Origin of the sequence: Gloeobacter kilaueensis JS1 (genome assembly GCF_000484535.1) — a bacterium.
Classification (GTDB): domain Bacteria; phylum Cyanobacteriota; class Cyanobacteriia; order Gloeobacterales; family Gloeobacteraceae; genus Gloeobacter; species Gloeobacter kilaueensis.
The window spans coordinates 3,262,669-3,283,795 of sequence record NC_022600.1; the positions used below are offsets into that span (position 1 = coordinate 3,262,669).

Annotated in this window: 18 protein-coding genes and 1 other RNA gene; 9 read left to right on the forward strand and 10 right to left on the reverse strand. The window is 60.5% G+C overall.

Going from position 1 to position 21,127, the window contains the following annotated elements; all coding sequences use genetic code 11:
• Positions 1–2: 2 nt before the first annotated feature.
• On the reverse strand, positions 3–878 hold the full coding sequence (locus GKIL_RS15115; protein WP_023174588.1) for a shikimate dehydrogenase: 876 nt from the start codon (positions 876–878) through the stop codon (positions 3–5).
• A 99-nt stretch (positions 879–977) separates the two neighbouring features.
• Between GKIL_RS15115 and ilvB the strand changes: the two genes are divergently transcribed.
• The 6 genes from ilvB to GKIL_RS22845 all read left to right on the forward strand — a co-directional run bounded on the left by ilvB (position 978) and on the right by GKIL_RS22845 (position 7,479).
• Positions 978–2,768: a biosynthetic-type acetolactate synthase large subunit gene (gene ilvB / locus GKIL_RS15120; RefSeq protein WP_023174590.1), complete on the forward strand. Its 1,791-nt coding sequence runs from the start codon at positions 978–980 to the stop codon at positions 2,766–2,768.
• Between the two features lie 409 nt (positions 2,769–3,177).
• An RNA gene (gene ffs, locus GKIL_RS23715) (signal recognition particle sRNA small type) lies at positions 3,178–3,275 on the forward strand.
• A gap of 81 nt (positions 3,276–3,356) precedes the next feature.
• Entirely contained in the window at positions 3,357–4,664 is a 1,308-nt protein-coding gene (locus tag GKIL_RS15125) for an adenylosuccinate synthase (protein ID WP_041244844.1), read from the forward strand.
• Between the two features lie 309 nt (positions 4,665–4,973).
• On the forward strand, positions 4,974–5,777 hold the full coding sequence (locus GKIL_RS15130) for a DUF2092 domain-containing protein (protein WP_023174592.1): 804 nt from the start codon (positions 4,974–4,976) through the stop codon (positions 5,775–5,777).
• Positions 5,774–6,661 (forward strand): DUF6515 family protein, encoded by an 888-nt coding sequence (locus GKIL_RS22840; protein WP_023174593.1) that lies wholly within the window; start codon positions 5,774–5,776, stop codon positions 6,659–6,661. Before GKIL_RS15130 ends, GKIL_RS22840 begins: the two co-directional genes overlap by 4 nt.
• Positions 6,662–6,759: 98 nt before the next feature.
• Positions 6,760–7,479, forward strand: a complete 720-nt coding sequence (locus GKIL_RS22845) for a hypothetical protein (RefSeq protein ID WP_023174594.1) — start codon at positions 6,760–6,762, stop codon at positions 7,477–7,479.
• A gap of 4 nt (positions 7,480–7,483) precedes the next feature.
• On the opposite strand, the gene GKIL_RS15145 is transcribed toward GKIL_RS22845, so the two are convergent.
• Together GKIL_RS15145 and GKIL_RS15150 are read right to left on the reverse strand one after the other, a co-directional pair.
• Positions 7,484–8,317 (reverse strand): MBL fold metallo-hydrolase, encoded by an 834-nt coding sequence (locus GKIL_RS15145; protein ID WP_023174595.1) that lies wholly within the window; start codon positions 8,315–8,317, stop codon positions 7,484–7,486.
• Positions 8,314–8,892, reverse strand: coding sequence for an anthranilate synthase component II (locus GKIL_RS15150; RefSeq protein WP_023174596.1), 579 nt, complete (start codon positions 8,890–8,892; stop codon positions 8,314–8,316). The genes GKIL_RS15145 and GKIL_RS15150 overlap by 4 nt, the downstream gene beginning before the upstream one ends.
• A 154-nt stretch (positions 8,893–9,046) precedes the next feature.
• Between GKIL_RS15150 and GKIL_RS15155 the strand changes: the two genes are divergently transcribed.
• On the forward strand, positions 9,047–9,886 hold the full coding sequence (locus tag GKIL_RS15155) for a DUF4344 domain-containing metallopeptidase (RefSeq protein WP_023174598.1): 840 nt from the start codon (positions 9,047–9,049) through the stop codon (positions 9,884–9,886).
• Here GKIL_RS15155 and argB read toward each other — a convergent pair.
• Genes argB through GKIL_RS15170 form a run of 3 tightly spaced genes read right to left on the reverse strand, consistent with a single transcriptional unit; the run spans position 9,883 to position 11,869 of the window.
• Positions 9,883–10,824, reverse strand: a complete 942-nt coding sequence (gene argB, locus GKIL_RS15160) for an acetylglutamate kinase (protein ID WP_023174600.1) — start codon at positions 10,822–10,824, stop codon at positions 9,883–9,885. The two genes, GKIL_RS15155 and argB, sit on opposite strands and share 4 nt — an antisense overlap.
• The gene (locus GKIL_RS15165; protein WP_023174601.1) at positions 10,824–11,483 is read right to left on the reverse strand and encodes an SDR family oxidoreductase; all 660 of its coding nucleotides are present in this window, start codon (positions 11,481–11,483) and stop codon (positions 10,824–10,826) included. The genes argB and GKIL_RS15165 overlap by 1 nt, the downstream gene beginning before the upstream one ends.
• 56 nt (positions 11,484–11,539) lie before the next feature.
• Positions 11,540–11,869: a hypothetical protein gene (locus tag GKIL_RS15170; protein ID WP_023174602.1), complete on the reverse strand. Its 330-nt coding sequence runs from the start codon at positions 11,867–11,869 to the stop codon at positions 11,540–11,542.
• A 229-nt stretch (positions 11,870–12,098) separates the two neighbouring features.
• Here GKIL_RS15170 and GKIL_RS15175 point away from each other — a divergent pair, with 229 nt between their 5' ends.
• A complete protein-coding gene (locus GKIL_RS15175; RefSeq protein WP_023174603.1) occupies positions 12,099–15,575 on the forward strand; it encodes a DNA polymerase III subunit alpha in 3,477 nt (1,158 codons plus the stop codon).
• Here GKIL_RS15175 and GKIL_RS15180 read toward each other — a convergent pair.
• From GKIL_RS15180 to GKIL_RS15195, 4 genes are all read right to left on the reverse strand, one after another.
• Positions 15,568–16,152 carry a Crp/Fnr family transcriptional regulator gene (locus GKIL_RS15180; RefSeq protein WP_023174604.1) on the reverse strand — a complete coding sequence of 195 codons (585 nt, stop codon included), beginning with the start codon at positions 16,150–16,152 and terminating at the stop codon, positions 15,568–15,570. The genes GKIL_RS15175 and GKIL_RS15180 overlap by 8 nt on opposite strands.
• Positions 16,153–16,204: 52 nt before the next feature.
• Positions 16,205–16,828, reverse strand: coding sequence for an NIL domain-containing protein (locus tag GKIL_RS24250; protein ID WP_023174605.1), 624 nt, complete (start codon positions 16,826–16,828; stop codon positions 16,205–16,207).
• Between the two features lie 147 nt (positions 16,829–16,975).
• Positions 16,976–17,785 (reverse strand): CPBP family intramembrane glutamic endopeptidase, encoded by an 810-nt coding sequence (locus tag GKIL_RS15190; RefSeq protein WP_023174606.1) that lies wholly within the window; start codon positions 17,783–17,785, stop codon positions 16,976–16,978.
• Positions 17,786–18,357: 572 nt separating this feature from the next.
• On the reverse strand, positions 18,358–20,040 hold the full coding sequence (locus GKIL_RS15195; RefSeq protein WP_023174607.1) for an NADPH-dependent assimilatory sulfite reductase hemoprotein subunit: 1,683 nt from the start codon (positions 20,038–20,040) through the stop codon (positions 18,358–18,360).
• Positions 20,041–20,213: 173 nt separating this feature from the next.
• Between GKIL_RS15195 and GKIL_RS15200 the strand changes: the two genes are divergently transcribed.
• Entirely contained in the window at positions 20,214–21,107 is an 894-nt protein-coding gene (locus GKIL_RS15200) for a S1C family serine protease (protein WP_023174608.1), read from the forward strand.
• Positions 21,108–21,127 lie beyond the last annotated feature (20 nt).

Consider the following 21,127-nt stretch of genomic DNA (forward strand, 5'->3'; position numbering starts at 1 on the left):
AGCTACCGCTCTGCGTCATCACTGCCCGTACCCAGAGCAAGTTCTCCTGCCTGGAGCATCAGGCCGTCGGGTGGCTTCAGCCCCGTCCAGAAGCAAAAAGCCGCCTCCGCCTGGGCCACCAGCATCGGCAGGCCATCGACGGTGCGCAGACCCTGGGCGGCGGCCAGTTGCAATAGCCGGGTCGGTCGGGGCCGATAGATAAGGTCGTAGACGCAGGCGGTAGGGGGCAGGAGGCTCAGCTCGGCAAGCGGACTGGCGGCGGTGGATGGGGCCATGCCGACGGGCGTGGTGTTGACCAGCAAGCCCGTATCAGCCAGCAGCGCCTCCTGCTCCTCCCAGGGGTGAACGCTGATGGCAGGCATGGGGGCAAGCCGGGCCTCAAAGGCAGCGAGCCTGTCATGATCGCGCCCCAGCACCCGGATGCGCTCGAAGCCCAGGGCGGCACAGCCCAGGGCCACCGCCAGCGCCGAACCACCGCAGCCTAAGATCGTGGCATGGCCTTGCAGGGGCAGATCCGCGATCGGGGCGATGAAACCCGCGATGTCAGTATTCGCTCCCACCAGACGACCGTCCGCTTCCTGGCGGATCGTGTTCACCGCTCCGGCGCGCTCCGCCTCGCTCGTGAGTCCATCCAGCAGGGATAGAACAGCCTGCTTGTGGGGAATGGTGACGTTAAAGCCAATAAAGCCTGAACGGCGCAGCCCAGCCAGGGCCACGGCCAGATCGGTGGGGGCCACCGGAAGCGGCACATAGACCAGATCGAGGCCGAGCCTGGCGATGACGGCGTTGTGCATCGCCGGGGAGAGCGAGTGGGCCACCGGATAACCGAGCAGCCCCAGAAGCCGGGTCGAACCCCGGACGATAAAAGAATCGGACATCACAGGCACCGGAAGCCGAAGACGGGACAGTTACTGCTGCAGCGGTGATGTAGAGTAAGTGGTTACAGGGAACCGTTATTTTCGCTACAGGTCAGATCTATGCATACTACCGGAGCCTTCGCCATCGTCGATAGCCTCTGTCGCCAGGGTGTCCGGCATATTTTCGGTTATCCGGGCGGCGCGATTTTACCGGTCTACGACGAAATTTACCGGGCCGAGGCGGAGGGCCGGTTGCAGCATTTTCTGGTGCGCCACGAGCAGGGAGCGGCCCACGCGGCGGACGGCTACGCCAGGGCAACGGGGCGGACCGGCGTCTGTGTGGCGACCTCCGGACCGGGGGCGACCAATCTGGTGACTGGCATCGCCACCGCCCACATGGATTCGATCCCGATGGTCGTGCTCACAGGCCAGGTGCCGCGCCGGGCGATCGGCTCCGACGCCTTTCAAGAAGCGGACATCCTGGGGATTACCCTGCCCATCGTCAAACATTCTTATATCGTCCGCGACACTGCTCAGATCAGCCAGATCTTCTGCGAAGCGTTCCACATCGCCGCTACCGGCAGACCCGGCCCGGTCCTCATCGACCTGCCCAAGGATGTCGGACAGGAAAGTTTTGAATATCACCCCGTCGAGTGTGCGCCCAAAATTCCTGGCTACCGGCCCACGACGCGGGGCAATCCCCGCCAGATTGCAGCGGCGGCCAAACTGATCCTCGAAGCCGACAAGCCACTTCTTTATGTCGGCGGCGGTGCCATCGCCTCGGGAGCCCACGCCGAGGTGCTGCAATTGGCCGAGCTGTGTGCGATTCCGACGACGACGACGCTCATGGGCAAGGGCGCTTTTCCTGAACAGCATCCGCTCGCCCTCGGAATGCTCGGGATGCACGGCACCGCCTACGCCAACTTTGCCGTCACCGAGTGCGACCTGCTCATCGCCGTCGGAGCGCGCTTCGACGACCGGGTAACAGGCAAGCTCGACGAATTTGCCGCCCACGCCAAGGTGATCCACATCGACATCGACCCGGCGGAGGTGGGCAAGAACCGGGCACCGGATGTGCCGATCGTGGGCGATGTCAGGCTCGTATTGCAGGAACTCAACAAAAAGCTCGTCGCCGGTCAGCCCCGCAGCCGCGCCTGGCTTGAGCGCATCGAGCGCTGGCGGGCCGACTATCCGCTGGAGGTGCCGGGCGACGGTACCCGGCTTTTTCCGCAGCAGGTGATGGTCGCCTTCCGCGAGCTGGTGCCGGACGCCTTTTATACGACCGACGTCGGCCAGCACCAGATGTGGGCGGCTCAGTTTCTTAAAAATGGTCCCCGCCGCTGGATCTCCTCCGGTGGCCTCGGCACGATGGGTTACGGCTTCCCGGCGGCGATCGGCGTCCAGGTCGCTCTGCCCGAAGAGGATGTCGTCTGCATCTCAGGCGATGCGAGCTTTCAGATGAATCTGCAAGAAATCGGCACCGCCGTGCAGTACAACCTGCCGGTCAAGACGGCGATCGTCAACAACGGCTGGCAGGGCATGGTCCGCCAGTGGCAGGAATTTTTCTACGACCGACGCTTCTCCCACTCCCACATGCAGCCCTCGATGCCCGATTTTGTCAAGCTCGCCGAGGCGTTCGGTGCCTCTGGCCTGGTCATCGACCATCCCGACCAGCTCGAAGCCGGCATCAAAGAACTGATGGCGAGCGAGGGACCGGTGATCTGCGATTTTCGGGTCGTCGCCGATGCCAACTGCTACCCGATGGTGCCGCCGGGCAAGGCCAACTACCAGATGGTGGGTCTTCCTGTCCAGCCGCCGCTAGAGGCGCTGGAGCTTATCTACTGTCCCAACTGCAACACCAAGAACACCACCGCCAACCGCTTCTGTCCCAGCTGCGGCACCAAGCTTTAAGCGGCTGTTTTTGAGGACTGGAGGTGTTGCTCCTTTGGGTGTGAATTAATGTTGACGAGCCGATCTATTTCGAGCCTCCGCTTTTATAGTAAGAGTGTCGTTAGCAAAAGAGTTCACGACCTGGAGCGAGTGACAAGTAAGCGATTTCCGCTTTCGATCTACACTCAAACCTTGAAGCCGAAAGTGCTCTCCTCCTGGTTTCCTGGCGTAGTCGATGCGATGACCCCAACCCAATACTGAAGCGTCCCAAATTTTGGAAAACGGGAGTTTCCTGGTTCGTTTATGACAGAAACTCCATCGAGATTCTAGATGTGAATCGGGACAATTTTGGTAGAAGGTCTGGGGTTTTCGCATGGGAACCGGTCGGGGAGCGTTGCACCATTTGTTTTTGATGCGCTAACATGATCGTTGCCTGGGCCCGTGCGGCTCAGACGCCCGAACCGTGTCAGGACCTGACGGTAGCAGCACTAAGGGATGCTCTGGGCAGGCGCGTGGTTCCGGGTTTTTTTGTGCCCGAATTTCACATTGACAGGCTCCTGTTTTTTCCCTTACGCTTGATTGTTTGGTGTCGTAAAGGTCTGCGGGTTTTTGGCTAATGTGATCGTGGTCGGCGCCCAGTGGGGTGACGAGGGCAAAGGCAAGATTACCGACTTACTCAGTGTCTCGGCGGACGTGGTGGTGCGCTACCAGGGCGGCATCAACGCTGGACACACCGTCTGCGTAGGCGATCAGACGTTCAAGTTGCACCTGATTCCGTCGGGCATTCTTTATCCTGAGACGCGCTGTGTCATTGCCTCCGGCACAGTGATCGATCCGAAGGTGCTGCTGGAGGAGATCCGCCAGCTTGAAGAACTGGGCATCTCGACCAAAAATTTGTTTATCTCCGAGACGGCCCACGTGACGATGCCCTACCACCGGCTGATCGACCTGGCCGAGGAGGAGCGCCGGGGCAAAAACCGGATTGGCACCACCGGTCGGGGCATCGGCCCGACCTACGCCGACAAGTCCGACCGCACCGGCATCCGCGTGCTCGATCTGATGGATCCGGAGGGCTTCCTCGAAAAACTGCGGTGGATCGTGCCCCTTAAAAACGTCTTGCTTGAGCGCCTGTACAACCTGCCGCCCTTAGCGATCGATGCGGTGGCCGAGCAGTACCTGGCCTTTGCCGAGCAGTTGCGCCCCCACGTCATCGACGCCTCGTTGCTCATCGATCAGGCGGTGCGCACCCACCGCAACATTCTTTTTGAGGGAGCCCAGGGGACTTTACTCGATCTCGACCACGGCACCTACCCCTACGTCACTTCTTCTAATCCAGTGGCAGGGGGTGCCTGCGTCGGGGCTGGCGTCGGTCCTACGATCATCGACCGGGTGATCGGGGTGGCCAAAGCTTACACCACCCGCGTCGGCGAGGGGCCATTTCCAACCGAACTCGGCGACGCGATAGGCAGTCACCTGAGCGAGCGGGGCGCTGAATTTGGCACCACCACTGGCCGGGCCCGGCGCTGCGGCTGGTTCGATGCGGTGATTGGCCGCTACGCCGTGCGCATCAACGGCCTCGATTGCCTGGCGATCACCAAGCTCGACGTGCTCGACGAGCTTGAAAACATCAAAGTCTGCGTCGGCTACCGGGCGGGCGGGCGGACGATCGCAGAATTTCCGAGTGACGCCAATCTGTTCGTCCGCTGCGAGCCTATCTACGAGGAGTTGCCCGGCTGGAAGGAGCCTACCGGTCACTGCCGCACCCTCGACGAGTTGCCCGCCGCCGCCCGCCACTACCTCGAATTTCTTGCCCAGCAGATGCAGACCCCCATCGCCCTCGTCTCCGTAGGAGCCAACCGCGAGCAGACGATCATCGTCGAAGATCCGATTCACGGCCCCAAGCGCGGCCTGCTCTAGCGCTATACGGCAGCATCGACAGAAAGTACCCATCAATATCAGGCAGTGTATGCCTGAAAATAGCGCTTCCGGTGCTGTGCGACAATACCGAGCATGACCGGAGAAGGAAAGACCAGTGAATACTTGGCAAAAGAAATTTGCCATCTATAATAGCGGCGGACGCTGATAGCGATTCCACGCTCCTTCTGTTGATGCCTGTACCCCCGAGGTGTTGCCGGGGGGTTTTGCATACAATTTTCACTGCTACAATCTCTTCTGAATAGTGGATTGACTCGATCAGGATCTCTTTTCAACTGAGGACAGGTGTCTATGAATGGACAGAGGCAAGCGCTGGAGAATCGCCTGCACACTGGCCGGTGGGCGCTCCTATGGTTTGCATCGACGCTACTTACTGCTATGCCGGTCGGTGCCCAACCCAACGCCGCGCCGGAGCAGGTTTTAGACAGGGTTTGCGACTGGTTCAAAGCCCAAAAAGCTTTTCGCGTCGAGGTCGATACCGCCTACGACGACGTGCTGGAAGATGGCCAGAAGGTGCAGTACAGTGCCTTTCAGCAACTCTCGGTACAAAAGCCCGATCGCCTGCGCTCGGACTACGTGGGCGACGAGCGGGTCACCGAATTTTACTACGACGGCAAGTCCTTCGCGTTGCTTTCTCCTCAGAAGAAACTATACGTCACCAGGTCAGCACCAGCGACGATCGATCAGGCGGTGGACACGATTGCCGAAAAATACGGCATCACCATTCCCCTCTCCAATCTGGCCGTCGCCGACCCGTGTACCAGGCTCAGGAGCGATCTGCTCACCGGTACCTTCGTCGGCAACGATATGGTCAACCGGGTGACAGGCTCCCACTTTCTTTTTAGCGGCAGTGAGCGGGACTGGCAGTTGTGGGTGAGTGACGGAGAAAAACCCCTGCCGATGAAACTGGTAATCACCTACAAGAAGCTGCCGGGAGCCCCGCAGTACACGGCTGTATTTTCTAACTGGGATTTCGCACCAGGTTTTAGCGAAGAGGCTTTTGCCTTCAAACCTCCGGCGGGAGCTTACGGGATCGAATTCTTGCCGCCGGAGAGTGCCCAGAACGCTCCTCAGAAGCGAGGGAAAAAATTATGAACCGCATCTTTTTGCCCTGTACCCTCCTGGGTTTGTGGATTGCCCTCGGCACGTCTTTTACCGTAGGAGCGGGTGCCCAGCGCTTTGGGGGTGGTGGGGGCGCTTCGCCGCGCCTCAACCGCAGCGTTAATTTGCAAAATCGAGGCAATATTTCGCTGCCGGCGGGGAGTACGCGCGACAATGCCAGTGCTCGCGCCCGAGTTGCCGAGGCGCGCAACAATCCAAACGTTCAAAATCGGCTGAATGCGGCGCGCAACAATCCCACCAATACTCGCGACCGTGCGGTGCAACTGCGCAACAACCCGAACGTGCGAAACCGGGTCAACGAAGCGCGCAACAACCCCAATCTTCAAAACCGCGTGGCCGAGGCGCGCAACAACTCAAATTCACAAAACCGGGTCAATAACATTCGCTCCAACCGCAACGTGAGAGCCAGCGTTCAAAATCGCGCGAACGAGATTCGTAACAATCGGGTTACCAACGTCAATATCCGCAACAACAACATCAACATTGCACCGCCCAGGAGTGCCTGGGGTGGCGGTGGCTGGTACGGCGGCGGCTACTACACTCCCCCCGGATGGGGTACTGCATTTACCTTTGCTGCGGGCCTGGCCATCGGCGCAGCACTCAGCGCTCCACCGCCCTACTACACTCCCGTGGTTATTGGTTCCACCAGATATGTCTACTCTGATGGCGTCTTTCTGCAACCAGTGGGCGGCCAGTACATCGTTGTCCGGCCTCCACTCGGAGCGGTGGTCGATTATTTACCCGACGGATGCCTGACCACGCAACAGGGTGGCATCGTGCTTTATGACTGCAGCGGCGTCCTCTACCAGCCTTACTACGAAGCAGATGCCCTGGTCTACAGGGTAGTCCGGCTCTAGGGGCGCAATCGCCAGTAGAAGCGACCTGCCCCTGTCCAGCTGCGGCAGGTCTACCCTCTGCGACTGGTATAGTGTGAGGGTTGCAACGTGTTCATCCCTTGACCAAGCCTGCCACGCCGCGCCTGCGGGTGCGCCGCCGTCCACCCGCAAAAGCCCAGGCTCCCTTTGACTACCGCAACTTGATCCTGGCGGCTTTTGTCCTGCTTGGGGGTGCAGGAGCGAGTTTTTTTGGCTTTCAGTTTGGTCAAAAAGCACTCGAAGATGTCTCCTCGCCCAGAACACCCAGTGGTGAGGGGCGCAAGGTACTGGGCAAAAGCCAGGGTCTACTTAAAGAAGCCGAAATTCTCGGTTCGCTGACCACTGCCTCCGAGGTGCCCGAGGCGCTTACGCCGGACGAGCTATTAGAACAAGAAGAAGACCTGGCAGCCGAAGACAGCAGTTCGGCCAAAGTCAAAGTCTCCGCCCGCTCAGTTCAAGAAAACGTCTCGCTCAGCGTCGATTCGCTCTCCTGGCAGGGCAGCAATCTGGTGCTCCAGGTGAGCCTGCAGAACAAGAGCTACCACGCGGCGCGCTTTGCCTACAGCCCGGCTTTTGGTCTGCTCGTGGTCACCGACGATCAGGGCAAGCCCCTGCGCACCGTCAGCGAAGGTTTGCCGCCAGAACTTCCCGACGATCGTCAGGTTTACAAGGGCAATATTCAAATTCCAGCAAGCGAACTGGGTAACAGCCGCTCCCTCAACTTGAGCCTCACCGACTATCCCGACCGCCAGCTGCAATTTCAGCTCAATGCCATCCCTGTCCCGCCCCGGCCTCAGTAACGCTTCAGGAGCGCTCCGCTTGAGAAGAAGGCACCGGCGTCCGCTCGCGGCCTAAGGGTGCGGCTTTGCCGGCAAAGTTGTAGGCAAAGACGCGCACCCCCGGTGCGTCCTCGGCGCGGGGCAACTCGGCGGCGGTGAACTGGGCGACGGGGCTGGTGTAGACTTTGACCGATTCGCTCTTGAAGTACTTCAAGAACGGCTCGACGTTGCCCAGATCGCAGGCTTGTTCGGCGGCGGCGGTGCGGTAGTAGGTGGGCACCACCAGCCTTGGCTGCAACTGCTGAGTTGCCTCGTGCGCCAGTGCCGGATCGAAGCTTTTGAGTCCGCCACCCACCGGCACAAACAACAGATCCGGCTTGCCCAGCAGGATCTTTTCTTCGTCGCTCAGGGGAGAGGCAATCACCCCAAGGTGAACGATGTCCATCCCGGCCTGCCGCCAGCGCCAGGCGACGTTGACGCCGAACTGCTTGCCATCCTTGCGGTCGTGCAGGGTCTTGACGCCCTGGAGTTTGTCGAAGCGATCGACGGTGAAGACGCCCGGCTGATAGAGCACGCGGGGATTGCCCCGGACAACGTCGAGCGCGCCCTCGTCGAGCAGGCGCGAGCTGAGCAAGATCAAGTCGGCCTGCACCTCCGGGCGGCGGTACCCGGCGGTACAACCGGCGGGCCGGAAAGGATCGACCAGCAGCCGCCCCTCGCTGGAGCTGAACAAAAAGCAGGAGTGGCCCAGCCAGGTCACCTGCAGTCCTTTGGGCCGGACCGGAGCAGCGATTACCGGTACTGCAGCGGCCAGGGCACAACTGGCGAGGCCCGTTTGCAACAGTTGTCGTCTTCTCATGCGTTCGCTAAACTCTCCAAGAAATTGCGGAGCAGATCTTTACCGGCGGCAGTAAGGATACTCTCCGGGTGAAACTGGACCCCCTGAATGTGTGGCCAGGCGCGGTGGCGCACGCCCATAACTGTCCCGTCCTCGGTCCAGGCAGTGATTTCGAGCACCTGCGGAAAGCGCTCGCGGTCGATGACCAGCGAGTGGTAGCGGGTGGCCACAAAAGGTTGCGGCAGATTGGCAAAGACCCCTTCTCCCCGATGGTGAATGAGCGAAGTCTTGCCGTGCATCAACTCGGTTGCCCGGACAATTGCCCCGCCAAAGACCTGACCGATCGCCTGGTGGCCGAGACAGACGCCCAGAACCGGCAGCGAAGATCCCAGTTCAGCGACGATGGCCCCGGAGATTCCGGCATCCTCGGGACGACCTGGACCGGGAGAAATCACGACGGCTGCCGGAGCCAACTCGCGCACCTGATCGAGATTGATCTGGTCGTTGCGCCGGACCTGTACCTCAGCCCCCAGTTCTGCCAGGTATTGCACCAGATTGTAGGTAAAGCTGTCGTAATTATCGATGACCAGGATCATTGTGCTAACCGAGCTTACCCGCCTGCATAAACTTCCCTATCATAGACAACCCAGGCTCGAACAGGGCGACAAGTGGCCCCAATCGTTGGCAGTGTCACCCGATCGTGGTACAGTTCTTCGCGCCATCGCAGGAAATTCGACCGTGCAAAAGCAGATGCTTCGTTTCTCTTTTCAGCGTCAGGCTGTGGCTGCCGTTGTGGCCGGCTTCGTCGGTATTCTGACATTGCTGCTCGCTCCTCCCCGCCCGGTCTCTGCCCAGACGAGCGGTGGCCAGCTCAAAGTTGTCTTCGTGCCCCCAAAGAGCGCCTTCGGCAAGTCGATGGAAAAAGTCCTCAACCAGGGCGGCTCCAACAGCGGTTTTGCCAAAATTGTCGCTTCGCTCAACAAGCTATTTATCTTCCCGCGCGATCTGCCGGTGATCTTTCGCGAGTGCGGCTTTGTCAACGCCTTTTACTCGCCGCCCCAGCACACGATCACCGTCTGCTACGACCTGATGCAGCACTTTGGCGATCTTTTCAGCAAACAGGGCAAATCCGGGACAGAACTGGGCCGGTTGGTCGCCGGGGCAACGCTCTTTACGTTTTTTCACGAATTTGGCCACGCCCTGATTGGCGAAATGGGCATCCCGGCCACAGGCAAAGAAGAAGATGCCGTCGATGAATTTTCGACGCTACTGCTGGCGCGTCTGGGCGATACCGGCCAGTTTGCCGTGCGCTCCGCCGCCTACTGGTTTGCCCTCGAAGGACAGCAGCAGGCCCGCACCGGCAGAGTAAGCGATCTACCGTTCTGGGACGAGCACTCCCTCAATCAGCAGCGCTTTTACGATGTCATCTGCATTCTTTACGGCAGCAGCCAGAAGCGCTACGCCAACCTGGCCACCGCCGTCGGCATCCCGCCCACCCGCGCCGCCCGCTGCGTGCGGGACTACCCCAAAGAGCGCAAAGCCTGGAACGCCCTGCTGGCCCCTCACCTCAAGCGCCAGTTTTCGCTTTAGCTGAGTTCGGAGGCGACGAGCATACTGCCGATGCCCTGGTCGGTGAGCACTTCGAGCAACAGCGCGTGCATCTGGCGGCCATCGACGATGTGAGCGGCGCGCACCCCCTGGGCCAGGGCGCGCACGCAGCACTGCACCTTGGGAATCATGCCGCCGACGACGATGCCCTGGTCGATCAACCGGCGCGCCTGGTAGATGTCGAGCTTGCGCACCAGGGTCTTGGGATCGTTTTTGTCGAGCAAAATCCCGGCGGTGTCGGTGAGCAAGATAAGCTTCTCAGCGTCGAGGGCCGCCGCCAGTTCCCCCGCCGCCGTGTCGGCGTTGATGTTGTAAGCCTGGCCGTGCTCGTCGCTGGCCACACTCGAGAGCACCGGGATATGGCCATCTTTAAGGAGCGATTGCACGAGCTTGGGGTTGATGCTCTGGATGTCGCCGACAAAGCCTATCTGGGGCTGTTCCTGGGCGCTCGTGTGGGGGCGGGCCTCGATGATCGTGCCGTCCCTGCCGCACAAGCCCACCGCTGAACCGCCCGCCTGATTGATCATCTGGACGATCGACTTGTTGACCTTGCCTGCCAGGACCATCTCCACCACTTCCATCGTGTCGGCGTCCGTTACCCGCAGACCGCCCACAAATTGCACCGGAATATTGAGTCGGGCAAGCCAGCTGTTGATCTCAGGGCCGCCGCCGTGGACGACCACCGGCTTGATGCCGACGGTCGCAAGAAAGACGATGTCGCGGATCACCTGCTCGCGCAGGGCGGCCTCTACCATCGCCGCCCCGCCGTACTTGACGACGATCGTCTTACCTGAGAAGCGCTGAATGTAAGGCAGCGCCTCCGCCAGCACCTGCACCCGATCGACCGGTGAGATGGGCGTAGTAAAGCAACTGGGAGCCGTCTGGGAGGCAGTGCGCAAAGAATCGGCGGTCTGGTCCATCACAACTCAAATAGCGCGAAATCTTTCCCACTGTAGGTCATCTGCCGGTCCACAGCCGAAAGAATCCGGTTGCGGGCCCGGTAGGATTCGAGGGCACAGCAGACCAGGGCCGCCACATCAGCTCGATGAATCGTCCCGGCCACGCGCGGATCCTCGGTGAGCACGCCGTTGCCGGTGGCAGGCTCCGACTTGAGGCCGCCGGGCCGGATAATCGTATAGGCAAGGCCGCTATGCACCAGATGCTGCTCGGCCTTGTCCTTTTCGATTAAGACCGGTCCCAGCGTCTGCAACACCTGGGCGGGCAGGGCGACCGCACTGTTACCGGTACCGATCGAAGTAATCAAGACGAAGCGCCCGACCCCCGCCGCTGCTGCTGCATCGATCAAGTTGCGGTTGCCAGGGTAGTCGGCGCGCCGGCCATCTTTTGGCAGGCCACCGATCGTACTCACCACCGCCTCGATCGGTTCAGATCCAAACGCCCGGCTTACAGATAGTGGATCGAGGGCGTCACCGAAAACGACTGCGACACCCATCGCCTCCAGTTCCTGCCGGGTCGCCTCCGAGCGCAGGAGTGCTTTTAGCGGCTGCCCCTGGGCGCTAAGCTGGCGGGCAATTTCAAACCCCACTCCACGGCTGGCACCGGCCAGAAGAATGGTCACTGTACACCCTTACAACACCAGTCTTTAAGCTTACGCCATCGGGTTTGAAGCTGGCACTAGCGGTGCAGGGAGTTCAAAAGCAGGTTGACGCCCGTCTGGATCAGCGCTCCCTGCAGAGTCTGGGGCTGCCCGTAGCCGTAGCCGCCGTAATAGCCCTGGTTGGCGTAACTGCGCTGCTGGCAGTAGCCGTTGCGGCCACAGGTGTAACCGTCGTTGTAACCCTGGTTGTAGCCCTGGTTGTAGCTGTTGTCGTAACCGTAGCCCTGGTTGCCGTAGTAGGGCTGGTTGTAGCTGCCGTAGGTGTTGGGCAAAAATTGTGCCTGTGCCGGTGCAGCCAGGGTCAGAGCGGTCAACGAAAGGGCAGCAAGAGCAAGAACTTTTTTCATGGCACAAGTGAGGGTAAAAGGTCCAGCCTCCGTGGCCACTGCCTACGGCTGCTCTAGCCCCTATTATCCCCTGCGCCCCCTGCACCACACTTGCGCTTTCGCGCAGAGATCGCTGCGGCGATACTATAATTTGCGTAGACAAGTGTTCATGATCTCCGATCAGCCGGCGGTGATTGCTTCCAGATCTAGCGTCCGGTAGGATGATGGCCTGTATAACTAGTGCTCCACGATGCAGTACGTCAACCTTCACACCCACAGCGACTACAGCCTGCTCGACGGAGCGAGCCAGGTGCCGGACCTCATCGAGCGGGCCAGGAGCCTGGAGATGCCGGCGATCGCCCTCACCGATCATGGGGTGATGTACGGGGCGGTGGAGCTGATTAAAAAATGCCGCTCCGCCGGCTTGAAGCCCATCGTCGGCACCGAAGGGTACGTCATCAACGGCGATATTCGCGACAAGACCCGCCGCTACCGCCGCTACCACCAGGTGCTGCTGGCCAAAAATCTGCAGGGCTACAAAAATCTCGTCAAGCTGGTGACGATCTCGCACCTGGAGGGCATGCAGGGCCGGGGCATCTTTGCACGCCCCTGCATCAACAAAGAACTGCTGACCCAGTACCGCGAGGGTCTTATCTGCACCTCCGCCTGTCTGGGGGGCGAGATTCCCCAGCAGATTCTCAACGGTACCTTCGATCAGGCCCGCCGCATCGCCCAGTGGTACAAGGAGCTGTTCGCGGACGATTTTTATCTGGAGATTCAAGATCACGGCCAGCGGGAGGACCGCGTCGTCAACGTCGCCCTGCTGCGCCTCAGCCGCGAGCTGCATATCAAGCTCATCGCCACCAACGACTCGCACTTTACCTCCTGCGAGGATGTAGACGCCCACGACGCGCTGTTGTGCATCCAGACGGGCAAGCTGGTGAGCGAGGAGAACCGGATGCGCTACACCGGCACCGAGTTTCTCAAAAGCGCCGAGCAGATGGCGAGCATGTTTCGCGACCACCTGAGCGACGAGGTGATCGCCGAAGCCCTCGCCAACACCCTCGAAATTGCCGAGAAAGTCGAGCGGTACGACCGCGAACTGTTGGGAGACGCCCGGCTGCCGCAGTTTCCGATCCCGCGCGGCCACACCGCCGAGAGCTACTTAGAGCAGGTGAGCTGGGAGGGGATGCGCGAGCGCTTCGGCAGCCAGATCGACCCCGTCTACCGCGACCGGCTCAAGTACGAGCTGGGCATTATCGAGCAGATGGGCTTTGCCACCTACTTTCTGGTGGTCTGGGACTACATCAAGTACGCCCGCGACCACAGCATCGCCGTCGGACCAGGACGCGGTTCAGCGGCGGGCTCCCTCGTCGCCTACGCCCTCAAGATCACCAACATCGACCCGGTGCGCTACAACCTGCTTTTTGAGCGCTTTCTCAACCCGGAACGCAAGTCGATGCCCGACATCGACACCGACTTTTGCATCGAGCGCCGCGACGAGATCATCCGCTACGTCACCGAAAAGTACGGCGAGGAGTACGTCGCTCAGATCATCACCTTCAACCGCCTCACCTCCAAGGCGGTGCTCAAGGACGTGGCGCGGGTGCTCGACATCTCCTACGGCGACGCCGACAGGCTCGCCAAGCTCATCCCGGTAGTGCGCGGCAAACCCGTTCCCCTCAAAAAAATGATCTCAGAGGAGACGCCCGCGCCGGAATTCAAACACGCCTACGAGAGCGACGAGCGCACCCGAAAGTGGGTCGATCTGTCGATGCGCATCGAGGGCACCAACAAGACCTTCGGCGTCCACGCCGCCGGGGTGGTGATTTCGAGCATTCCCCTCGACGAACTGGTGCCGCTGCAAAAAAACAACGACGGCCAGGTGATCACCCAGTACTACATGGAGGACATCGCCGATCTGGGCCTTTTGAAGATGGACTTTCTCGGCCTGCGCAACCTGACGATGATCTACCGCGCTCAGGAGTTGATTGGCCAGTACCGGGGCGAGCACATCGACCTTGACAACCTGCCCCTCGACGACCCCCAGACCTACGCGCTGCTGGGCAAAGCGGACCTGGAGGGCATCTTTCAACTAGAATCCTCCGGCATGAAGCAGATCGTCCGCGATCTGCGCCCCTCCAACATCGAAGACATCTCATCGATCCTGGCACTCTATCGGCCTGGACCGCTCGATGCCGGGCTCATTCCTGAATTTATCGACCGCAAGCATGGCCGCAAGCAGATTCAATATCTGCACACTTTACTGGAGCCAATCTTAAAAGAAACCTACGGCGTTCTATGCTATCAAGAACAAATTATGAAAGTCGCCCAGGAATTGGGCGGCTATACCCTCGGTCAGGCCGATCTGCTCCGGCGGGCAATGGGCAAAAAAAAGCGCGAGGAGATGGAAAAGCACCGCTCGATTTTTGTCGATGGCTCCGCCAAAAATGGCGTCCCCAGTCGAATCGCAGAAGAGCTATTTGAGCAGATGGTTGTCTTCGCAGAGTACTGTTTTAACAAGAGTCATTCTGCTGCCTACGGCTACGTTACTTTCCAGACGGCCTATCTTAAAGCCCACTATCCAGTCGAGTACATGGCCGCACTATTGAGTTCGGTCAAAGGCGATCAAGATAAAGTTCAAAAATATATCGCTTCCTGTTTGAGCATGGGCATCGAGATCGAGCCGCCCGACATCAACCGCTCCGGTTTTGACTTCACTCCTCAAGACAAGAGCATTCTCTTTGGCCTCGGGGCCGTCAAGAACGTCGGCGAAGGGGCGATTCAGGCGCTCATCGAAGCGCGTGCCCAGAAAGGTGCCTTCCGCAATCTGGCCGATCTGTGCGACCGGGTCGATCTGCGGGTAGTCAACAAGCGCGCCCTCGAAGCGCTGGTCAAAGCCGGTGCCTTCGACAGCTTTTCGAGCAACCGGGGTCAGTTGCTCGCCGATATGGAAAAGGTGGTGGATTGGGCCCAGGACCGCGCCCACGACCGCAGCATCGGCCAGTTCAACCTCTTTGACGCCTTTGCCGCCGCTGCTTCTGAGCGGATGGCAAGTTTTGAGAGCGCCCCGAGTGCGCCGCCCACCGCCGATCTGCTCCCGGCGGACAAACTGCGCTTCGAGCGGGAACTATTGGGCTTTTATGTCTCGGACCATCCCCTCAAGGCGGTGCGCGAGAGCGCCAGATTGCTCGCGCCGATCAATCTGGCGGATCTGGCCGATTGTCGGGTCGAGAGCAGCGTGAGCGCGATTGCCCTGGTGCGCGATGTAAAGGCGGTCGTCACCAAAAAAGGCGACCGTATGGCGATCGTGCAACTGGAGGATTTGACCGGTTCGACTGAGGCGGTGGTCTTTCCGAGAGTCTACGAGCGGGTCGGACCCCTGTTTGTCACCGATGCGCGGCTGATGCTCTGGGGAAAGATCGACCTGCGCGATGAGCGCCCTCAGCTCATCATCCAGGACGCTAAACCGATCGAGGAAGTCAAGATGGTCGTCATCGACCTCGAACCGCGCTCGGACGTGCAGACCTGGCACCAGTTGCGCGAGTTGTTGCAGGCGCACCAGAGCGAGACAGCCCATATTCCGGTGATCGCCTCGATCAAAAATGACCAGCGCCACAAGCTCATCCGCTTTGGCCACCAGTTTCGCATCAGCAACGACAGCGCCCTGATTCAGGCGCTGGCGCGCAAAGGTTTTGCTGCCCGGCTGGCGCGGATCGTCAATTGAGCAGGACGCAGGGGGCAGCCGTTGTCGGGCGGAGGATGAGGCGGTGACGGGCAACGCGCAGGATGCGTCCCTGGCGCTCGAGCTGGTTGAGGATGCGGGTGACGGTGACTCGCGAAGTACCCACCAGATCGGCAAGATCTTGATGGGTCAGGCGCAAGTCGATGAGCCGTCCTTCGGCCACATCGCAGCCAAAGCGGCGGGCGAGCCAGACGAGCACCGATTCGATGCAGACCTGGGCATCCTTGCACTGGACAATTTCCAGCAGGTCCATCGCTCCCCGGACGTGCCGGATGAGGGCGTCGGTGAGCCGGGACCACTGATCTTTGGGAACGCGCACGGCCACGACCGGTGTCAAACATTCGAGGTGGTAAGGTTCGACCTGCACCAGTTCTCGGCCAACCACATCCCCCGGCCCCCAGAGGCCGAGGGAGATGAGTGTACCGTTCTCATGCCAGGTGGTGGCGCGCACGATACCCTGAACCAGCTGCCAGAGGCAGTCGCGCTCGTGGGGCAAAAGCGCCCGGCGCTCGAAGGTGTGCGTGCGGGAATAAGCCGTCGAGATGATTGAAGTAGCCATAGTGTGGGTAGCTGCTGCAGGACGGGAAGTACCGTCACAGCAGGATAAGCGGTTACCAGCTTTCTGCTAGGGACACAGGCTCAAGCCATAGCTGCAGGCCGAGCTGTTCGAGGTACTGCAATCCGTCCCCAATCTGCGCCTCGCTGCCGCGCAACTCAAGGTCGAACCAGCCGTCGTCGTTGCTGCCGGAACCCAACAGCGCACCGAGAATGGTGAAGCTCAGCTTGTATCTGGCCGTCAGATTAGAGAGCACCGGCTCGCGCCGGAAGCGCTGCGGTACGTGCAGGCGCACCCGCAGAGAGACTTCTGTGCTCCGTTCGTTCAGAGGCTTGATAAAAACGCGCTCCCGGTCGCTATGCAGTTGTACCGGGCAGGCAAACTGGTCAGGTGCTGAGAGCACACCCTCGTAGTCGAATACCCCCACCTCAAAGTTGAGGTGCCTGGGCAACGGCACCCCCGGCCCCTGGGGCGAGACGTTACAGTACATCTCCAGGCCAATCCAGTCTCTTCCTTCCTGCCGCACTGCCAGCGAAAGCGCAGAGGTGTCAGTGCTCAGCGTATGCCAGTGGACCACCGAGGCCGACCGGTCCCAGAGCGTCGCCGGAATACAGACCTGCCGGGGAATCCGCAGATGGGTGCGCAGTCGAGCAGTCCGGCTCTCGGCAGTGGTGTTCATGGGTGCTCCCGGTTCGTGCAAACAGATAAAGGGGCCAGTTCCCGGTTAAAAATAAATTACCGGTAAGTTGGTCGATTTATCGTAGTTAGTGCCCATTATGCTTGCACATCTGCGCTGAGATTGCAAGCTGTCTGCTGACAATTGCGCTCAAAAAACCGACAGCAGCCACAGACCGATCGCCGTTGCGGCAAGAAAAACCAGTCCCATCGCTCCGGCGAGGGGTTTGCCGCCCAGGCCGCTCACCCACTCTCTTACGGCACCGGTGGACCGCACGATCCCGTGGGTGTCGATGAGGGTCATCCCCCAGACCCAACCGGCGTGCAGTCCCCAGGCCAGATAAAGATTGCCCCCCGAGAGTATTCTTGCCAGCACCAGGACCATGCCCATTGCCCAGAGCCCCGGTAGTTCCCGCGCTGCCTCAGCGAATTTGTCGAGCTGCCAGATAAGGTGCAGTGCGGCAAAGACGAGGCTGCTGGCAACTGCTGCGGTCCAGGGACCGTAGGGCAAAAGGGTCTGGAACAGAAAACCGCGAAACAACAGCTCCTCGACTCCGCCCACAAAAAGCCCGATCACAAGCGGCAGCAAAAAAGGTTGCCCACCCAGGCGCACAGGCTTTATCTGTGCCCAACCCGCTGCCGTCTCAAAGCCAAACAGCAGCGCCAATCCCAGTGTTCCGAGGCCGAGCCCGGCAAGCACCTGCAACCCAGCCCGCCCGCCGGCATCTCCGAGGCCGTAGGCGGCAAGGGGAACGGCAAGCCAGGCACTGACTGCCCAGACAACGATCGGAATGATGAGGTAGAGGCTGAGCAGAAGCTTGAGCCTGTCAGCAAAAGCAATAGGCCGACCGGGCCGCCAGCCCAGCCGGATGAGCTGGGGCAGTGCCACCGGCAGCCAGAGGCCAAAGCAGCCTGCGGCGACGACAAAGACAAGCAGTAGCGGCGAGGGGGCATCCGGCATAGATTGGAATTTTTCGACTAATTAGACGGAGCTAAATAGGCATCAGATTTGGGCTGGAGTGGGGGAAGCGGGTTTTTGAGTACTTCTAAAACCGTCCCCACCCCTCCACACCCCCCCTGCCCCCCGCTCTCCTCCTCCTGCCCCCCGAATGGGGGGCTGCCCCCGCTGGGCAGGGAAGAAGAGGGGGGGTTCACTGTAACTGGGTTGCGGGTGGGATGGGCGAAGTCAGTTGCAGACTCGAAGGGATGCATAGCTGTTTTGATCTGACGTTAATTACCTTCGGCTACACTTCAACAACATCTGCTGTCTTGGGCACCTTCTCGATAAACCAATCCATGCTCAAACGACCTGAGCGCTGAGGCGTCTGGTATAGGGGTGGTCTAATGGGAGTCCAGTTGGAGCGCAAACGCTGCTGCACCACATCAGAAAGACTGCCTGACCGTTTTCTGTTCACACGGGCGCGGATCATGTAGGTATTTTAGCCCAGGCATGATCCGGTGGGAATCCAGCCAGGAAAGTGTCCGACTGGAAGCTAGCCGGGAGGGCATCCAACCTATGCCCTGATCCTGGTTCTAGAGCAATTGCGCCTCGAGGTCGGCTTTGCCTTTGCGGGCGCAAAAGTCACCGAAGGATTCGCCGGGCAACCGCTCGTCTTTGAAGTAGGCAAACAGAGGAGCGAGCAGCGCGGCGATCTCCTCGCGCTTGACCCGCTCGCGGAAAAGCCAGTTGAGCCGGGTCGATTCAAAGTTGCCGCCCAAAAACAGGTGGTAGGCACCGGGGGCACTGCCGACAAAACCGATTTCACCCATGTAGGGGCGGGCACAGCCGTTCGGACAGCCGGTCATCCGAATCGAGATGGGCGTGTCGGCCAGCTCCAGCTGCCGCAGGTGGGCAGTAAGTTCCTCAACGATCGAAGGGAGCACCCGCTCCGATTCGGTGAGGGCAAGGCTGCAGGTGGGCAGAGCCGGGCAGGCCATCGCGTAGCGATGGGAGGGGACGATATTGTCGGCTGTCTCGATGCCTGCCCGCTGCAAGATCCCATCGATGGCCTCGCGCTGATCGGGTAGAACATCGACGATGAGCAGGTTCTGGGTCGGCGTAAAGATAAGGTGCAATCCAAAGCGCTCGACGATCTGGCGCAGGGCAGATTTGAGATAAAGACCTTCTCGATCGAGAATGCGGCCATTCTCGATCCAGAGGCCCAGAAAGTAGCGCCCGTCGCCCTGGGGGTGCCAGCCCAGGTAGTCCTCGTAGCGCCAGGAAGCTACAGGCCGCCAGGGTAGCAGAGCTTTGCCCAGGTACTTTTCGACTTGATCGCGAAACCATTCCAGCCCGCGATCGTGGATGAGATATTTGAGCCGGGCATGGCGGCGGTTGTAGCGATCGCCAAAATCGCGCTGCACCAGCACGATCGCCTTGACCGCATCGAGCATGTCCTCGGGAAGGACAAAGCCCAGGTGATCGGCGCGGCGCGGGAAGGTCTCGGGGTTGGCGTGGGTCATCCCGAGGCCGCCCCCCACCGTCAGGTTGTACCCCACCAGCCGCTCGCCCTCGAAGAGCGGCACCAGGCCCAGATCCTGCGTGTAGAGATCGACCGAATTGTCGCCTTCGACGGCGACGGCGATCTTGAACTTGCGGGGCATGTAGGTCTTGCCGTAGATGGGTTCGACCTCCGGCTCGTCGGTAAAAAGCTTTTCTTCGCCCTGCCAGACTTCGACGTAGGCACCGGTGCGGGGAGTGAGCAGCTCGGCAATCTGAACCGCCGCCTCGCGGGCCGCCACGTAGGGCAAAGAAGCAAAGGGCGCAGCCGGAGCCATGACGTTGCGGTTGATGTCGCCGCAGGCTCCTAAAGTCGAGCCGAGGTGGGTGCTGATCGTCGCTACCACCTCCTGCAGGTTGCGCTTGTGGATACCGTGCAACTGCAGGCCCTGGCGGGTGGTGGCGCGGATCGTGCCGTTGCCGAGACTGTCGGCGAGGGCGTCAATGGCCAGATAAAAGGCCGCCGGGGCGTAACCGCCCGGATTTTTGGTGCGCACCATAAAAGAATAGTCAGGCTCAAGGGCGCTTTCCTTGCGCGCCTTGCGCTCGTCGCGGTCATCTTGCTGGTAGATGCCGTGGAATTTAAGCAGTTGCTGCGACTCCTCACCAAAGTGCGTCGTCGGCTCCGCCAGTTCCTCGCGCAACCTGCCGCGCAGGTTGTCGCTCTGCTCTTTGATCCGCTCAACTTTTGAGCGCCGCACCGTCGTCTCAGTCATACCTGTCTTTTTGCCCCAGTTCCCCGGTATCTCTATCGAGATTTAGCAATTTTTTGAGCATTTGTCACGTGAGCTTGCTCACATCGGCAAAACTTTGCTGACATAGTTCACGTTCGGAACCGCCGCTTTGCAGTCGGCGTCTACTTTCTGTAGTTGTCCTGGTGCCTGTTTCGATGAACTGGAAGCCTGCCCTCACAGGTCTTGTCCTGCTCGGTATTCTCGGCCTTGCTTCGCCGCTGCCCGTCCTTGCCTTTGACCCAGAGGAGACGACGACGATCAAAGTTTACGACCGGGCGAGCAAGGCGGTCGTGAGCATTCGCAGCAGCGACGGCACCGGTGCCGGAGCGCTCATCGATCCGAGCGGGGTGATCATCACCAACAACCATGTCGTGCAGGGCAATCGGCGCGTGCAGGTGCAGACGGCGGACGGGCGGAGCTATACCGGCAGCGTGCGCGCCCTCGACCGGCGCAACGACCTGGCGATCGTCGAGATTCAACCAAATCGAGCGCTGCCTTATCTGCGCCTTGCAACAGGACCGGCGCGGGTCGGCCAGCGCGTCTACGCGATCGGCAATCCCTTTGGCCTCGATCGCACCCTCACCGTCGGCATCCTGAGCCGGATCGCCCCGAACGGCGACCTGCAGACCGATGCCGCCCTCAACCCCGGCAACTCCGGTGGCCCGCTCCTTAATTCGGATGGCGAAATCATCGGCATCAACAAGGCAATCTTGAGCGAGAGCGGCGGCAGTATCGGCATCGGTTTTGCCACCCCCACAACCCCGGTGCGGACACTGCTTGCCAGTGGCAACCGCGAGACAGCTCAGCGCCCCGACCGCCGGGGACTGGGCGTCGTCCTCGATACCCAGACGCTCACCGTCCTCGAAGTCCAGCCGGACTCGCCGGCGGAGCGCGCCGGTCTGCAACCGGGCGATCAGTTGCTGGGGGTCAACAACTACGCCCTGCAAAGCTCTACCCAATTGCAGCAGATCTTGCAGCGCGCAGCTGGCACACTGATATTGACTGTGGCCCGCGATCGGCAGATCGGGCGCGTCCGGATCGAGTTGTAGTCGGTTTGTCTGGATGATCT

Bases quoted from the DNA above. Each gene is read 5' to 3' on its own strand.
- GKIL_RS15190 (WP_023174606.1), bottom strand. From the start codon at position 17,785: ATGCCGGATGCCCCCTCGCCGCTACTGCTTGTCTTTGTCGTCGCCGCA.
- GKIL_RS15155 (WP_023174598.1), top strand. From the start codon at position 9,047: ATGCTTCGTTTCTCTTTTCAGCGTCAGGCTGTGGCTGCCGTTGTGGCC.
- GKIL_RS24250 (WP_023174605.1), bottom strand. From the start codon at position 16,828: ATGAACACCACTGCCGAGAGCCGGACTGCTCGACTGCGCACCCATCTG.
- argB (WP_023174600.1), bottom strand. From the start codon at position 10,824: ATGGACCAGACCGCCGATTCTTTGCGCACTGCCTCCCAGACGGCTCCC.
- GKIL_RS15170 (WP_023174602.1), bottom strand. From the start codon at position 11,869: ATGAAAAAAGTTCTTGCTCTTGCTGCCCTTTCGTTGACCGCTCTGACC.
- GKIL_RS15150 (WP_023174596.1), bottom strand. From the start codon at position 8,892: ATGATCCTGGTCATCGATAATTACGACAGCTTTACCTACAATCTGGTG.
- GKIL_RS15195 (WP_023174607.1), bottom strand. From the start codon at position 20,040: ATGACTGAGACGACGGTGCGGCGCTCAAAAGTTGAGCGGATCAAAGAG.
- GKIL_RS15145 (WP_023174595.1), bottom strand. From the start codon at position 8,317: ATGAGAAGACGACAACTGTTGCAAACGGGCCTCGCCAGTTGTGCCCTG.
- GKIL_RS22840 (WP_023174593.1), top strand. From the start codon at position 5,774: ATGAACCGCATCTTTTTGCCCTGTACCCTCCTGGGTTTGTGGATTGCC.
- GKIL_RS15200 (WP_023174608.1), top strand. From the start codon at position 20,214: ATGAACTGGAAGCCTGCCCTCACAGGTCTTGTCCTGCTCGGTATTCTC.
- GKIL_RS15115 (WP_023174588.1), bottom strand. From the start codon at position 878: ATGTCCGATTCTTTTATCGTCCGGGGTTCGACCCGGCTTCTGGGGCTG.
- GKIL_RS15175 (WP_023174603.1), top strand. From the start codon at position 12,099: ATGCAGTACGTCAACCTTCACACCCACAGCGACTACAGCCTGCTCGAC.
- GKIL_RS15180 (WP_023174604.1), bottom strand. From the start codon at position 16,152: ATGGCTACTTCAATCATCTCGACGGCTTATTCCCGCACGCACACCTTC.
- GKIL_RS15130 (WP_023174592.1), top strand. From the start codon at position 4,974: ATGAATGGACAGAGGCAAGCGCTGGAGAATCGCCTGCACACTGGCCGG.
- ilvB (WP_023174590.1), top strand. From the start codon at position 978: ATGCATACTACCGGAGCCTTCGCCATCGTCGATAGCCTCTGTCGCCAG.